Below are 14,782 nucleotides of genomic sequence, written 5' to 3' on the forward strand. Positions count from 1 at the left end.
AATGGAGAAGATTATGGATCACCGTTTACTCGAAATCGTTGCCTGCCCGGTATGCAACGGAAAACTCTATTTCAACAAAGAGCAGCAAGAGCTGATCTGTAAACCAGATGGCCTGGCTTATCCGGTACGAGACGGTATTCCAGTGTTGCTGGAAGTGGAAGCGCGTACGCTGTCTGTTGAAGAGATCCATCCATGAGTTTTGTTGCCATTATTCCTGCGCGTTACGCTTCAACGCGTCTGCCCGGCAAACCGCTGGTGGATATTCAGGGTAAACCGATGGTGCTGCACGTCATGGAACGCGCGCGTGAATCGGGTGCCGATCGTGTGATTGTCGCCACCGATCATCCGGATGTGGCGGCGGCGGTAACTGCAGCGGGCGGCGAAGTGTGCATGACGCGAGTCGATCATCAGTCCGGCACCGAGCGTTTGGCAGAAGTTGTCGAGAAGTATCAGTTTGCCGACGACACCATCATCGTTAACGTGCAGGGCGATGAGCCGATGATCCCGGCGGAGATTGTACGTCAGGTGGCAGGCAATCTGGCGCAGTCTGAAGCCGGAATGGCGACGCTGGCGGTGCCGATCACCGATGCAGAAGAAGCCTTTAACCCGAACGCGGTGAAAGTGGTGATGGACGCCAAAGGTTATGCGCTTTACTTCTCACGGGCCACCATTCCCTGGGATCGCGAGCGTTATGCTCAATCGCGCGAGCAGATTGGCGACACGCTGCTGCGCCACATTGGTATCTACGCTTATCGCGCCGGTTTTATCCGTCGCTATATCGCGTGGGAACCTTGCCCGCTGGAGCATATTGAGCTGCTCGAACAGCTGCGCGTGCTGTGGTACGGTGAAAAGATTCACGTCGCGGTGGCAAAAGCTATCCCAAGTGTTGGGGTGGATACGCCGGAAGACCTTGAGCGGGTTCGTCTCGCTATGCAGGGTTAATCTCCGACCGGCCAGCGGCTCTCGCTGGCCTTAAAGTTTGATCTGGCGCTAAGCTTTGCGCCGCCATCACCTCCAGCATATTCCAGCCCTTTGACTTCGGAGGATATTGTATGGAACAGCTCCGTTCAGAACTCGCGTTGGTGCTCGGTGAAAGCATCAGCCGTCTCGAAACCATTAGCGAGCAGACGCACACGCGGCTATATGCGCTTTACGATAACGCCGGTAAACCGATGCCGCTGGTGGCAAAGTATTTTCGTCATCAGGGACGCGCGGCGCTGGAAGCCAAAAAGCTGACCATGCTCGGGCATGATGGCTTGATCGCCGTGCCCGCTGTGTTTGGCCTGGTGCTCAGCCAGCAAAAGCCGGTACATGAAATGTTGCTGATGGCGCGCTTTAACGGCGTCTCGGCGGAAGCTCCGGCACGCAGCGCAGCACGCTGGGAACAGCTGTGCGAGCAGATCGTCGAAGGCGTATTGGCGTGGCATCGCATCGACAGTCATGGCTTAGTTGGCAGCGTGGATAGCGTGCAGGAAAATAGCTGGCCCGCATGGTATCGCCAGCGGGTGGATGTGCTGTGGTCAACGCTGGGTTATCTGTCGCCGCCCTTTTTCACGCTGGAAGATCGTCAGATTCTATTTCGCAGCCGTCAGCTATTAGCGCGTCTTTTCAACGGCTTTGACGATCCCTGCGTGCTGACGCACGGCAATTTGCGCTTAGCCAGTATGCTGAAAGATGCGCACAGCGATCAGTTGATTGCGATGATGCAGCCGGGCAACATTCTCTGGGCACCACGCGAATACGATCTGATGCGCCTGGCAGATAGCGGCGCAGAAGCATCACTCCTGCAACACTATCTGCAGCGTGCGCCTGTGGCGGAAGGTTTTCTTTGGCGACGCTGGTTGTATCAGTTGTGGGATTGCGTCGACACGCTGGTCAGCAGCGGACAGTTTGACCGTCCGCGTTTCGATCACGCCCGCGCGCAATTACTCCCCTGGCTGACTTGAGGTGAGATCGTCACCGCGCAGCTTCTGCCAGATCTGACCCAGCGTTTCATAAATCGCGCGCTCACTGTGACCGAGCCACAGCGGTGACGGAATCGCACGTTCCCACCAATTGAGCGGCGATGTCACCGCCAGCTGGTTCGCCGGTGCGGCTAGCGGATTCATGCCGGCACTTTGGAAGAATTGCATCGCACGTGGCAGATGGTTAGCGGAGGTCACCAGTAAAAACGGATGTTCGCCAATCGTCTTTTTCACCGCGCGTGCTTCACCAATCGTATCCCGCGGTTGATCCAACTGAATAATCGCTTTTGAGGGTACGCCCAGACTTTCCGCCACTTCGGCCGCCACGCTGGCGCTGCTGCGTGGGTTTTCGCCTGCCGCTGCGCCCGTAAAGATCATTTTCGCCTGCGGATAGCGCCGCCACTGACGCACGCCTTCGGCCACGCGCGGCAAACTGTTACTGATTAAATTCGAACTCGGCGCCCAATTCGGATTGAAGGTATAGCCGCCGCCGAGCACCACGATATAATCGACCGGCTCGTTACCGTTCCAGGTGGGATAATGATTTTCCAGCGGTGACAGCAGGCGATCCGCAACCGGCTGCAGGCTTAACACCAGCAGCAGCAGCCAACTGCAAGAGATAAGGATTTTGCCGCTTTTTTGCCAGCGGCTGAACCAGAGCAGTAAAAGTCCTGCCGCCATCAGCAATAACAGCAGCGGCAAGGGGAGCAACATCCCGCCAATGACTTTTTTAAATGCGAAAAACATCGAATATGGCCTCTTTTGTCCAAAAAAACAGCTGCCAGACGGTTACTGCGGCATGAAAGGTTCATTCTTGTTGAGCCTGTGACAAAATAGCACAAGTTGAATGCAGCAAAGCGGAGCCATCATCATGCAGGATCGTAACTTTGACGATCTGGCGGACAAATTTTCACAGAACATTTATGGCACGCGCAAAGGGCAAGTGCGCCAGGCGATTGTCTGGGACGAGCTGGAAGCCCTGTTACCGACACTGCCTGCCGGACCTTTACAGGTGCTGGATGCCGGCGGCGGCGTGGGACAAATCTCAAGCGGGCTGGCGGCACGCGGTCATCAGGTGGTGCTGTGCGATCTCTCTGCTGAGATGCTGAAGCTGGCGGAAGCCCATGCGCTCGCCGCAGGTGTGAGCCACAACATGCAATTCAAACAAATTAGCGCCCAGCAGGTGGGCGAACATTTGGATACGCAGGTTGATCTGGTATTGTTTCACGCGGTGTTGGAATGGGTCGCGCATCCGGAAGAGGTGCTCCAAGCGCTGTGGCACACACTCAAGCCCGGCGGCGTGCTGTCGTTGATGTTTTACAACGCGCACGGCTTAACCTTCCGCACCCTGACGCTCGGCAATTTCGGCTATATGCGCGCCAATATGAGCAAACGTAAAAAGCGCACGCTGTCGCCCGATTTCCCGCGCGATCCCGACGATGTGACGCGCTGGCTGACAAACTGTGGATTTGAAATTGAACGGTGTGCGGGCATTCGCGTCTTCTGTGATTACATGAAGCCGCAACCCGGCGCAGGGAAGAGCGTTGAGGAAATCATTGAGATGGAACGGCGTTTCTGTCGCCAGGAGCCCTTTTTGAGTTTAGGGCGCTATATCCACGTGACCGCGCGCAAACCCAGCTAGAAGGATCAACTATGAGCGAATTTTCCCAGACGGTCCCCGAATTGGTGGCATGGGCGCGCAAGAACGATTTTTCGCTTGCGCTGCCGGTAGAACGTCTGGCCTTTTTGCTGGCCATCGCCACCTTAAACGGTGAACGCATGGACGGCGAGATGAGTGAAGGCGAGCTGATTGACGCGTTTCGTCACGTTAGCAAAGCATTCGAACAAACCCACGAAACCGTGCAGGTCCGTGCCAATAACGCCATCAATGACATGGTGCGTCAGCGCTTGCTTAATCGCTTTACCAGCGAGCTGACGGAAGGCCACGCCATCTATCGTCTGACACCGCTCGCCATCGGCATTACCGACTATTACATCCGTCAGCGCGAGTTCTCCACGCTGCGCCTGTCGATGCAGTTGTCGATTGTGGCACAAGAGTTAAAACGTGCCGCAGACGCCGCTGAAGAAGACGGTGACGAATTCCACTGGCATCGCAACGTATTTGCACCGCTGAAATATTCGGTGGCGGAAATCTTCGATAGCATCGACATGACGCAGCGCCTGATGGATGAACAGCAGCAAGCGGTGAAAACCGATATTGCCGATCTGCTCAACAAAGACTGGCGCGCGGCGATCTCCAGCTGTGAAATGTTGCTGTCGGAAACCTCCGGTACGCTACGTGAACTGCAGGATACGCTGGAAGCGGCGGGCGATAAGCTGCAGGCCAATTTACTGCGCATTCAGGATGCGACGCTAAGCAGCCCGGATCTGGGCTTTGTCGATAAGCTGGTGTTTGACCTGCAAAACAAGCTCGATCGCATCATCAGCTGGGGCCAGCAGGCTATCGATCTGTGGATCGGCTACGACCGCCACGTACACAAGTTTATTCGTACCGCCATCGACATGGATAAGAACCGCGTGTTTGCGCAGCGTTTACGCCTGTCGGTGCAAAACTATTTCGATCAGCCGTGGGCGCTGACCTACGCCAATGCCGATCGTCTTTACGATATGCGTGATGAAGAGATGACGCTGCGTAATGACGAGGTAATGGGCGAGCTGCCGCCGGAAATGGAATACGAAGAGTTTAATGAGATTCGTGAGCAGCTGGCCGCGATGATCGAAGAGGCGCTGCAAATTTATAAGCAGGAGCAGAAGCCGCTCCATCTTGCCACGGTGATGCGCGACTATCTGTCGCAGTATCCGCGCGCGCGCCACTTTGATCTGGCGCGTATCGTCATCGATCAAGCGGTGCGACTCGGCGTGGCCGAAGCTGATTTAGCCGGTCTGCCTGCGCAATGGCAGGCCATTAATGATTACGGAGCCAAGGTGCAGGCACATGTCATCGACAAATATTGAACAAGTGATGCCAGTTAAACTGGCATTGGCTCTGGCAAACCCGATTTTCCCGGCGCTCGATAGCCAGTTACGCGCGGGTCGCCACATTGGCATTGAAGAGCTGGATAATCACGCCTTCCTGATGGATTACCAGGAGTATCTCGAAGAGTTTTACGCGCGTTACAACGTTGAGCTGATCCGCGCGCCGGAAGGCTTCTTCTATTTGCGTCCGCGTTCAACCACCTTGATCCCGCGCTCGGTGCTGTCCGAGCTGGATATGATGGTGGGCAAAATTCTTTGCTATCTCTATCTCAGCCCGGAACGTCTGGCGAATGAGGGGATTTTTACCCAACAAGAGCTGTATGACGAACTGCTGTCGCTGGCCGATGAGAGCAAACTGCTCAAGCTGGTCAATCAGCGTTCCACCGGTTCCGATCTTGACCGCGCCAAGCTGCAGGAAAAAATGCGTGCGTCGCTGAGCCGCCTGCGCCGTCTTGGCATGGTGTGGTTTATGGGCAACGACAGCAGCAAATTCCGCATCACCGAATCGGTGTTCCGCTTTGGCGCCGACGTGCGCAGCGGTGACGATGCGCGTGAAGCACAGCTGCGCCTGATTCGTGACGGTGAAGCGATGACGCTGGAAAGCGCGCCAGCTGCGGCAGAAAACGATGAAGCAGATAACGATTTTGACGCTGAAAGCGACGCGAGTGATAACGCGGAGGATGAACAAGCATGATTGAACGCGGTAAATTTCGTTCGCTAACGCTGATCAATTGGAACGGCTTCTTTGCCCGTACTTTTGATCTTGATGAACTGGTCACCACGCTTTCGGGCGGTAACGGTGCGGGTAAATCCACCACCATGGCCGCCTTTGTGACGGCGATGATCCCTGACTTAACCTTGCTGCACTTCCGTAACACCACCGAAGCGGGTGCAACTTCCGGTTCGCGCGATAAAGGCCTGCACGGCAAGCTGCGCGCCGGTGTCTGCTATTCGGTGCTGGATGTGGTTAACTCACGCCATCAACGCGTGATTGTTGGCGTACGTCTGCAGCAGGTGGCGGGACGCGATAAAAAAGTCGATATCAAGCCATTCAGTATTCACGGCTTGCCGAGCGATTCGCAGGCTACCGATATGCTGACCGAAATCCTTAATAACCGTCAGGCGCGCGTGTTGCCGCTGACGGAAGTAAAGGAGCGCGTGGAAGCGCAGGAAGGCGTGCAGTTCAAACAGTACAACTCGGTCACCGATTATCACGCGGTACTGTTCGAGCTCGGCGTGGTGCCGCGTCGTCTGCGTAACGCCAGCGATCGCAGCAAGTTCTATCGTCTGATTGAGGCGTCTCTTTACGGCGGTATTTCTAGCGCCATTACCCGCTCGCTGCGCGATTACCTGCTGCCAGAAAACGGCGGCGTGCGTAAAGCCTTCCAGGATATGGAAGCCGCGCTGCGGGAAAACCGCATGACGTTGGAAGCGATTCGCGTCACCCAATCGGATCGCGACCTGTTTAAGCATCTGATCTCGGAAGCCACCAGCTATGTTTCCGCCGACTACATGCGCCACGCCAACGAGCGCCGCATTCATCTCGACGGCGCGCTGCAGCTGCGTAATGAGCTGTTTACCAGCCGCAATCAGCTGATTTCCGAGCAGTATCGCCATATTGAAATGGCGCGTGAATTGTCGGAGCACAACGGTGCCGAAAGCGATCTGGAAAGCGATTATCAGGGCGCCAGCGATCACCTGAATCTGGTGCAAACCGCCATGCGCCAGCAGGAAAAAATCGAGCGTTATGATGCCGATCTGGAAGAGCTGACCTATCGCCTCGAAGAGCAGAATGAAGTTGTAGCTGAAGCGCGTGAAGTACAGGAAGAGAATGAAGCGCGCGCCGAAGCGGCTGAAGTGGAAGTGGATGAGCTGAAAAGCCAGCTTGCTGACTTCCAGCAGGCGCTCGACGTGCAGCAAACGCGTGCCATTCAATATCAGCAAGCCTTGCAGGCGCTGGAGAAAGCACGCACGCAGTGTCAGCTGCCCGATTTATCTATCGATAACGCCGCTGAATGGCAGGAAACCTTCCAGGCGCGTGAAGAAGAAGCCACCGAACGCCTGCTGCGTCTCGAACAGAAGCTGAGCGTCGCCGAAGCGGCGCACAGCCAATTTGAGCAAGCGTTAGCGTTAGTCACCAGCATTGCCGGTGACGTGGGTCGTCAGGACGCGTGGCAAGTGGGGCGCGAATTACTGCGTGACGCCGGCAATCAACGCCATCATGCTGAACAACTCTCCTCGCTGCGTCTGCGCCTCAATGAATTAGAAACACGTCTGCGTGAGCAGCATGATGCCGAGCGTTTGCTGGCGGATTTCTGCAAACGTCAGGGCCAGCAATACGATGCGGATGCGCTGGATGGCTTGCAGCGTGAACTCGAAGCGCAGATTGAACAGCTGAATAGCAGCGTTGCCGATGCCGGTGAACGCCGCATGTTGATGCGTCAGGAGCTGGAGCAGCTGCGTGAACGCATCACTGCGCTGACTGCACGTGCACCACACTGGCTGGCGGCGCAGGAAATTCTGACGCAGCTGAGCGAGCAAACCGGTCAGGAGCTGACCAGCAGCCAGCAGATCACTGAATTTATGCAGCAACTGCTGGAGCGCGAGCGTGAAACCACGGTTGAACGCGACGAGCTGGCCGCGCGTAAGCGTGAAGTTGAACAGCAGATTGAACGTCTGAGCCAACCAGGCGGCGCGGAAGATGCGCGCCTGACGCAGCTGGCGGAACGTTTTGGCGGCGTGCTGCTGTCGGAAATTTATGATGACGTTACGCTGGATGACGCGCCGTACTTCTCGGCGTTATACGGCCCATCGCGCCATGCCATCGTGGTGCCCGATCTGTCGCTGGTGCGCGACCTGCTCGACGGTTTAGACGAGTGCCCGGAAGATCTCTATCTGATTGAAGGCGATCCGCAAGCCTTTGACGACAGCGTATTTAGCGTCGAAGAGCTGGAAAAAGCAGTGGTGGTGAAAGTGGCTGAACGTCAGTGGCGCTACTCTCGCTTCCCGAAAGTGCCGTTGTTTGGACGCGCGGCGCGTGAAAACCAGCTTGAGTTGCTGAATAACGAACGTGAACAGCTGGCTGAGCGTTATGCCACACTGTCGTTTGATGTGCAGAAAACCCAGCGTCTGCATCAATCCTTCAGCCGCTTCATCGGCAGCCATTTAGCGGTGGCGTTTGATGAAGATCCAGAAGCGCAGATTCGTCAGCTTAACAACCGCCGTGGTGAGCTGGAGCGGGCGCTGGCGCAGCATGAAAATGACAATCAGCAGCAGCGTGCGCAGTTTGAACAGGCAAAAGAGGGCGTCAGCCAGCTGAACCGCCTGTTGCCACGCGTGAATCTGCTGCTCGACGACACGCTTGGCGATCGCTGTGAAGAGATCCGCGAGCGCGTGGAAGAAGCGCAGGAAGCCGCGCGTTTCCTGCATCAGCACGGCAGCAAACTCAGCAAGCTGGAGCCGCTGATTTCTGTACTGCAAAGCGATCCGCAGCAGCACGATCAGCTGCAGCGTGACTATCAGCAGGCACAGCAGCAGCAGCGCGATGCGCGTCAACAGGCCTTTGCCCTGACCGAAGTGGTGCAGCGTCGTGCACACTTCAGCTACGAGAGTTCGGCGGGCATGCTGGGCGGCAACAGCGATCTCAATGAACAGCTGCGCCAGCGTCTGGAACAGGCGGAAGGCGAGCGCAGCCGCGCACGCGAACGTCTGCGTGGACATCAGGCGCAGCTGACGCAGTATTCGCAGGTGCTGGCATCGCTGAAAAGTTCTTACGATGCCAAACGCGACATGCTGAAAGAGTTGCAGCAAGAGATGCAGGATATCGGCGTGCATGCCGATGCCAGCGCAGAAGAGCGCGCGCGCATTCGTCGTGACGAGCTGTACAGCGCGTTGAGCCACAACCGTGCGCGTCGCAACCAGCTGGAAAAACAGATCACCTTCTGTGAAGCCGAAATGGACAGCCTGCAGAAGAAACTGCGCAAGCTGGAACGCGATTATCATCAGATTCGTGAGCAGGTGGTCAGCGCGAAAGCCGGCTGGTGCACGGTGTTGCGTCTGGTTAAAGAGAATGGCGTTGAGCGTCGTCTGCATCGTCGTGAATTGGCCTATCTCAGTGGCGATGAGCTGCGTTCGATGTCGGATAAGGCGCTGGGTGCGCTGCGTCTGGCGGTAGCGGATAACGAGCATCTGCGCGATGTGCTGCGCATGTCGGAAGATCCGAAACGTCCGGAACGCAAGATTCAGTTCTTTATCGCGGTTTACCAGCATCTGCGCGAACGTATTCGTCAGGACATCATTCGTACCGACGATCCCGTTGAAGCCATTGAGCAGATGGAAATCGAGCTGAATCGTCTGACCGAAGAGCTGACGGCGCGTGAACAGACGCTGGCAATCAGCTCACGCAGCGCGGCGAACATCATTCGCAAAACCATTCAGCGCGAGCAGAACCGTATTCGTCAGCTGAACCAGGGCTTGCAGGCGGTGAGCTTTGGTCAGGTGCGCAGCGTGCGCCTCAACGTGAACGTGCGTGAAGCGCACTCAACGCTGCTGGATACACTGTCGGAAGAGCATGAACAGCATCAGGATCTGTTTACCAGCAACCGCTTAACCTTCTCGGAAGCGCTGGCGAAACTCTATCAACGCCTGAATCCGCAGATTGATATGGGCCAGCGCACGCCGCAAACCATCGGTGAAGAGCTGCTCGATTACCGCAACTATCTTGAGATGGAAGTGGAAGTGAACCGTGGCTCCGACGGCTGGCTGCGTGCAGAAAGTGGCGCGCTTTCGACCGGTGAAGCGATCGGTACCGGGATGTCGATTCTGGTGATGGTAGTGCAGAGCTGGGAAGAGGAATCCCGTCGTCTGCGCGGCAAAGACATCTCGCCGTGTCGTCTGCTATTCCTCGATGAAGCGGCACGTCTGGATGCGCGTTCAATCGCCACGCTGTTTGAGCTGTGCGAACGTCTGGAGATGCAGCTGATTATCGCGGCACCAGAGAACATCAGCCCGGAAAAAGGCACCACTTACAAACTGGTGCGCAAGATGTTCAATAACACCGAACACGTACATGTGGTCGGTCTGCGCGGCTTCTCGGCGGATCCCGCACCGAGCAAAGATCAAAGTCCTACGGTCGGTCTTGAATATGAGAATTCATAACGCTTAATCTGGTTAAAAAACAGCACTACGTTTAATCTGTATGCGGCATCTGCACTTAGAGGCAGATGCCGTTTTTTATTCGTATACTCAACATTAAGAGTATGGCTGTACATGGCGATCACAGGGCGCTATGTCATTGGTGAGAAGGGGGCAGGGATGTTGCTAAACAAAAAGCGCAAAATGAGTCGTGCTGCAGTAGCACTCGGTTTGTCAATGGTATTATCGCCGCTGGCTGTCAGCCATGCGGCCATCACCTCCACGCTACCCAACTCGACGCATCACAGCTCGATGTCGGTTTCTGCCAGTCAGCAACAGATTCAGCAGGCGTTTAGTGCCACTGAACAACCCTTCTATCTACCAGGCTTGGCCGGTATTTATGCGTCGCGCGACATGGCACCGCTGTGGCAGGACCCGCAAGCGGTGCAGGCCTTCCAGCAGCAGCTTGCGGAAGTGGCTCTCTCAGGCGTGCAGCCGCAGTTCACCCGCTGGGTGGAGCGGCTGACCAATCCGAACATTAAAGGTCTGGCGCGCGATATCGTGCTCAGTGATGCGATGCTCGGCTATCTGCAATTTGTTGCCAATGTCCCGACACAAGGCGAAAACTGGCTTTACAGCAACGTGCCGTACAAGCTGACCATGCCATCGCTGGCGGCCATCAATCAGTGGCAGAATGCGGTGAATGGCGGTGGCAGCCGTACTTTCGTGGTGTCACTGCAGCCGCAGCATCCGCAATATGCACCGATGCACAATGCCTTGAAAACGCTGCTAAACGATCATCATCCGTGGCCACAGCTGCGTGATACCGCTACGCTGCGCCCAGGACAAATCAGCAATGATGTGCCGGCACTGCGTGAGATTCTGCAACGCACCGGCATGTTGACCACCAGCCACAGCACTACGCCAACGCCAGCGGAAGATGCGGTACCAACAGCGCCGGTTCCGGTGAGTCAGAGCAATCAGCCGGTGGCGGTGAGCCCATCTGCGGCAAACTTTGATGATATTGATGCGGCTCCGGCACTCGCTGCTACGCCTGAAGTGGCCAATAATGTGGCTACCAACCCAACGGCAACCGGTCCCAACGTCTATGACGCTGGGCTGGTGGAGGGCGTCAAACGCTTCCAGCACTGGCAAGGCTTGGCCGATGACGGCGCGATTGGTCCGCGCACCCGTGAATGGCTGAATGTGCCGCCGCAGATGCGCGCCTCGCTGCTGGCGCTTAATATTCAGCGTCTGCGTCTGCTGCCGGATGATATGCATAACGGCATCATGGTAAACATTCCCAACTATTCGCTGACCTACTACAACAATGGCGCCACCATATTGTCGTCACGCGTGATTGTGGGTCGTCCCGACCGCAAAACGCCGTTGATGCGCAGCGCGCTAAATAATGTGGTGCTGAATCCACCGTGGAATGTGCCAACCACGCTGGTGCGCCAGGATATTGTGCCGAAGGTGAAGCAGGATCCGAGCTATCTGTATAAGCACGGTTATACGCTGCTCTCGGGCTGGAGTGCGGATGCGGAAGTGATCGATCCTTCAATGATTGACTGGCATATGGTGTCGGCGGCGAGCTTCCCGTATCGCATTCGTCAGGCGCCAGGCGCGACTAACTCACTGGGTCGCTACAAATTCAATATGCCGAGTTCGGATGCGATCTATCTGCACGATACGCCAAACCATACTCTGTTCCAGCGCGATATTCGTGCGCTCAGTTCGGGTTGTGTGCGCGTCAATAAAGCCTCTGAATTGGCCGATCTGCTACTGCAGGATGTGGGCTGGAATGATGGACGTATTTCGGACACGTTGAAAGAGGGGAATACCCGTTATGTGCCGATTCGCCATCGTATCCCAGTGAACCTTTACTACCTCACCGCCTGGGTTGCAGATGATGGGCTCCCGCAATATCGTACAGATATTTACAATTATGATAACCCTGCGCGTTCCGGCAGTCAGGTGCTGTATAAAGCCGGTCAATTGTTACTCTAGTACTTGATTTAGCTGTTTTCTCTTCACATGAATTTAACCAAGACCAGTCTCGAAAATTTGATTTTGAGCTGGTTTTGGTCTTCTGCAACATATTCTGGGTTGACTGAGTCTTAGGCGGACGTTAATGTTCGGCCTTGTGTATTTTTCGCACATATTTTATCCGCTTTAGACTAGGTAACCTCGCTTCATGGCTAACATTGATTCTCAACGTCGTCGATTACTCTTGATTGGAGGCGCAGCTGCAGGATTATCACTGCTTCCTGGCTCCGCTCTGGCTTCGCTTTCCACCGCCCGCCCTCGAGTATTGACACTTAGTAACCTTCACACCGGTGAAACCCTTAAAACGGAGTTTTTTAACGGTAAGCGTTATGACAAGGATGAGTTAGCCCGCTTAAATCACTTTTTCCGTGATTACCGCGCCAATCAGGTGAAGAACATCGATCCCCATCTTTTTGATCAGCTTTACCGCCTGCAAACGTTGCTGGATACGCGTAAGCCGGTGCAGTTGATTTCGGGTTACCGCACGTTAGCGACTAATACCATGCTGCGTGAATCGGGTCCGGGCGTGGCGAAAAAAAGCTATCACACCAAAGGACAAGCGATGGATTTCCACATTGAGGGAATTTCATTGAGCAATGTTCGCAAAGCGGCGTTATCTATGCGCGCCGGTGGTGTAGGATATTACCCGCGCAGCAACTTCGTACACATAGATACCGGGCCTGCAAGGCACTGGTCCTGATACCGGCAGCGCTGCGTGTGTCGGTCATGGAGCGCTATGAATTACCAAATTATTCCGGTTACGGCTTTTTCCCAGAACTGTTCAGTTATTTGGGATGACGAAACCCAACAAGCCGCATTGGTCGATCCCGGCGGCGATGCGGAAACCATCAAAGCCGTGCTGGCAGAACGTGGTTTAGTGCCGTCGCAAATCCTTCTCACACATGGACATCTCGATCACGTCGGTGCCGCTGCCGAACTTGCGGCACATTATCAGGTGCCCATTGTCGGTCCGCATCCGCTTGATGCTTTCTGGTTAGACAATCTGCCTACACAGAGCCGAATGTTTGGATTACCCGAATGCGCGCCGCTGACGCCCGATCGCTGGCTGGAAGAGGGTGAAACTGTTCAGGTTGGAAATGTCGTGCTGGAAGTACTGCTTTGTCCGGGCCATACGCCGGGACACATCGTGTTCTTTGATCGTGCAGGACGTCTGCTGATTTCAGGGGATGTAATTTTTAACGGTGGAGTCGGACGTTCCGATTTCCCGCAGGGCAGTCACAGCGACCTAATCGATGCGATTAAAGCCAAGCTGCTGCCGCTAGGCGATGATGTGACTTTCGTGCCGGGTCACGGGCCTATCTCAACGCTAGGCCGCGAACGCCTCAGCAATCCGTTCCTGCAAGAATAAAAAATGGGCCATTTCGGCCCATTTGTCGTTATTCGCCGCCTGATTTATAACACCGCGACAATCGCTTCACACAGCGCCGACATGTTATCTGGCGTCATGCCTGCCACGTTAACGCGACCAGAGTTCACAGCATACACACCAAACTCTTCACGCAGACGTACCACCTGATCTTTGGTCAGGCCGCTGAACGAGAACATACCGTTCTGCTTGATGATGAAGCTAAAGTCTTGATTAGCACCTTTCTCCGCCAACGTGTTCACAAATAGCTGACGCATGCGCTGGATGCGCTGACGCATATCGGTCAGCTCCTGAATCCAGATGGTACGCAGCGCGTCGTTGCTCAGAATAGTGGCTACCACCGCCGCACCGTGTGACGGCGGATTAGAGTAGTTGGCGCGAATGGTATATTTCACCTGGCTAAACGCGGTTTTGGCCACGTCGCTGCTCGCAGCGACCAGCGTTAATGCACCAACACGCTCGTTATATAAACCGAAGTTCTTCGAGTAAGAGCTGGCAACGATCAGTTCCTGATGTGAAGCGGCGAAAATACGCAGCCCTTCCGCATCTTCGTCCAGACCACGAGCAAAGCCCTGATAGGCGAAATCAAACAGCGGCAGCCAGCCTTTCTCTTGCGATAGCTGCGCTAACTGCTGCCATTGCTCTGCAGAAGGATCAACGCCGGTTGGGTTGTGGCAGCAGCCGTGGAACAGGACTACATCGCCCGCTTTGGCTTCCTGCAGTGATGCCACCATAGCGTCGAAATCCAGGCTGTGGCTTGCTGCATCGTAGTAATCGTAATCACACACTTCAAGGCCAGCGGCGTTGAACACATTGTTATGGTTCGGCCAGCTTGGGTTGCTCACCCAAACACGCTTCACGCTGGTCTGGTTTGCCAGAAAATCTGCCGCAACGCGCAGGGCACCGGTGCCGCCTGGCGTTTGTGCGGTGCAGGCGCGACCGGCTGAAATCAGTGCGCTCTCTTTGCCGAACAGTAACTCCTGCGTGCAACGTGCGAAATCCGCCAGACCATCAATGCTCAGGTAGTTCTTGGTGGTTTCATTTTCCAGCAAATACTGCTCAGCTTTTTTAACACTGGTGAGGACCGGCGTTTTACCGGTTTCATCTTTATAAACACCAATGCCAAGATTGATTTTATTCGTGCGGTCATCGGCACGAAAAAGGTCAGCCAGTCCCAGAATAGGATCGGCGGGTGCGGCAGAGATCGATTCAAACATGAGTCAGTTCCGTTTGGGTGAACTTTAGCGAAATG

General features: G+C 55.4%; 12 protein-coding genes. 10 read left to right on the top strand and 2 right to left on the bottom strand.

The features are described from left to right. The first annotated feature begins 13 nt into the window (after positions 1-13). The 3 genes from AC6I8A_RS07200 to AC6I8A_RS07210 all read left to right on the top strand — a co-directional run bounded on the left by AC6I8A_RS07200 (position 14) and on the right by AC6I8A_RS07210 (position 1,946). Positions 14-196, top strand: a complete 183-nt coding sequence (locus AC6I8A_RS07200; RefSeq protein WP_007887424.1) for a Trm112 family protein — start codon at positions 14-16, stop codon at positions 194-196. Further along, positions 193-942 carry a 3-deoxy-manno-octulosonate cytidylyltransferase gene (kdsB, locus tag AC6I8A_RS07205; RefSeq protein WP_154153026.1) on the top strand — a complete coding sequence of 250 codons (750 nt, stop codon included), beginning with the start codon at positions 193-195 and terminating at the stop codon, positions 940-942. Before AC6I8A_RS07200 ends, kdsB begins: the two co-directional genes overlap by 4 nt. A gap of 110 nt (positions 943-1,052) precedes the next feature. Beyond that, positions 1,053-1,946, top strand: coding sequence for a YcbJ family phosphotransferase (locus tag AC6I8A_RS07210; protein ID WP_256696099.1), 894 nt, complete (start codon positions 1,053-1,055; stop codon positions 1,944-1,946). On the opposite strand, the gene elyC is transcribed toward AC6I8A_RS07210, so the two are convergent. Continuing rightward, positions 1,926-2,711: an envelope biogenesis factor ElyC gene (gene elyC, locus AC6I8A_RS07215; protein WP_256696100.1), complete on the bottom strand. Its 786-nt coding sequence runs from the start codon at positions 2,709-2,711 to the stop codon at positions 1,926-1,928. The genes AC6I8A_RS07210 and elyC overlap by 21 nt on opposite strands. A gap of 124 nt (positions 2,712-2,835) precedes the next feature. Between elyC and cmoM the strand changes: the two genes are divergently transcribed. The 7 genes from cmoM to AC6I8A_RS07250 all read left to right on the top strand — a co-directional run bounded on the left by cmoM (position 2,836) and on the right by AC6I8A_RS07250 (position 13,512). Next, entirely contained in the window at positions 2,836-3,606 is a 771-nt protein-coding gene (gene cmoM / locus AC6I8A_RS07220) for a tRNA uridine 5-oxyacetic acid(34) methyltransferase CmoM (protein WP_497818250.1), read from the top strand. Positions 3,607-3,617: 11 nt separating this feature from the next. Beyond that, positions 3,618-4,940, top strand: coding sequence for a chromosome partition protein MukF (gene mukF, locus AC6I8A_RS07225; protein WP_007887410.1), 1,323 nt, complete (start codon positions 3,618-3,620; stop codon positions 4,938-4,940). Beyond that, positions 4,921-5,655, top strand: coding sequence for a chromosome partition protein MukE (gene mukE / locus AC6I8A_RS07230; protein ID WP_256696101.1), 735 nt, complete (start codon positions 4,921-4,923; stop codon positions 5,653-5,655). The genes mukF and mukE overlap by 20 nt, the downstream gene beginning before the upstream one ends. After that, positions 5,652-10,118, top strand: a complete 4,467-nt coding sequence (gene mukB, locus AC6I8A_RS07235) for a chromosome partition protein MukB (RefSeq protein WP_436332274.1) — start codon at positions 5,652-5,654, stop codon at positions 10,116-10,118. Before mukE ends, mukB begins: the two co-directional genes overlap by 4 nt. Positions 10,119-10,274: 156 nt before the next feature. Then, the gene (ldtD, locus tag AC6I8A_RS07240; protein WP_256696103.1) at positions 10,275-12,104 is read left to right on the top strand and encodes a L,D-transpeptidase; all 1,830 of its coding nucleotides are present in this window, start codon (positions 10,275-10,277) and stop codon (positions 12,102-12,104) included. A 187-nt stretch (positions 12,105-12,291) separates the two neighbouring features. Continuing rightward, the gene (gene mepK / locus AC6I8A_RS07245; protein ID WP_008102370.1) at positions 12,292-12,843 is read left to right on the top strand and encodes a peptidoglycan L,D-endopeptidase MepK; all 552 of its coding nucleotides are present in this window, start codon (positions 12,292-12,294) and stop codon (positions 12,841-12,843) included. Between the two features lie 36 nt (positions 12,844-12,879). Beyond that, positions 12,880-13,512: an MBL fold metallo-hydrolase gene (locus tag AC6I8A_RS07250; protein WP_497818251.1), complete on the top strand. Its 633-nt coding sequence runs from the start codon at positions 12,880-12,882 to the stop codon at positions 13,510-13,512. Positions 13,513-13,556: 44 nt separating this feature from the next. Here AC6I8A_RS07250 and AC6I8A_RS07255 read toward each other — a convergent pair whose 3' ends face one another. Then, positions 13,557-14,747, bottom strand: a complete 1,191-nt coding sequence (locus AC6I8A_RS07255) for an amino acid aminotransferase (RefSeq protein WP_179451358.1) — start codon at positions 14,745-14,747, stop codon at positions 13,557-13,559. Positions 14,748-14,782: the final 35 nt, after the last annotated feature.

The organism is Pantoea sp. X-Soil-ISGK-275 (assembly GCF_059730795.1).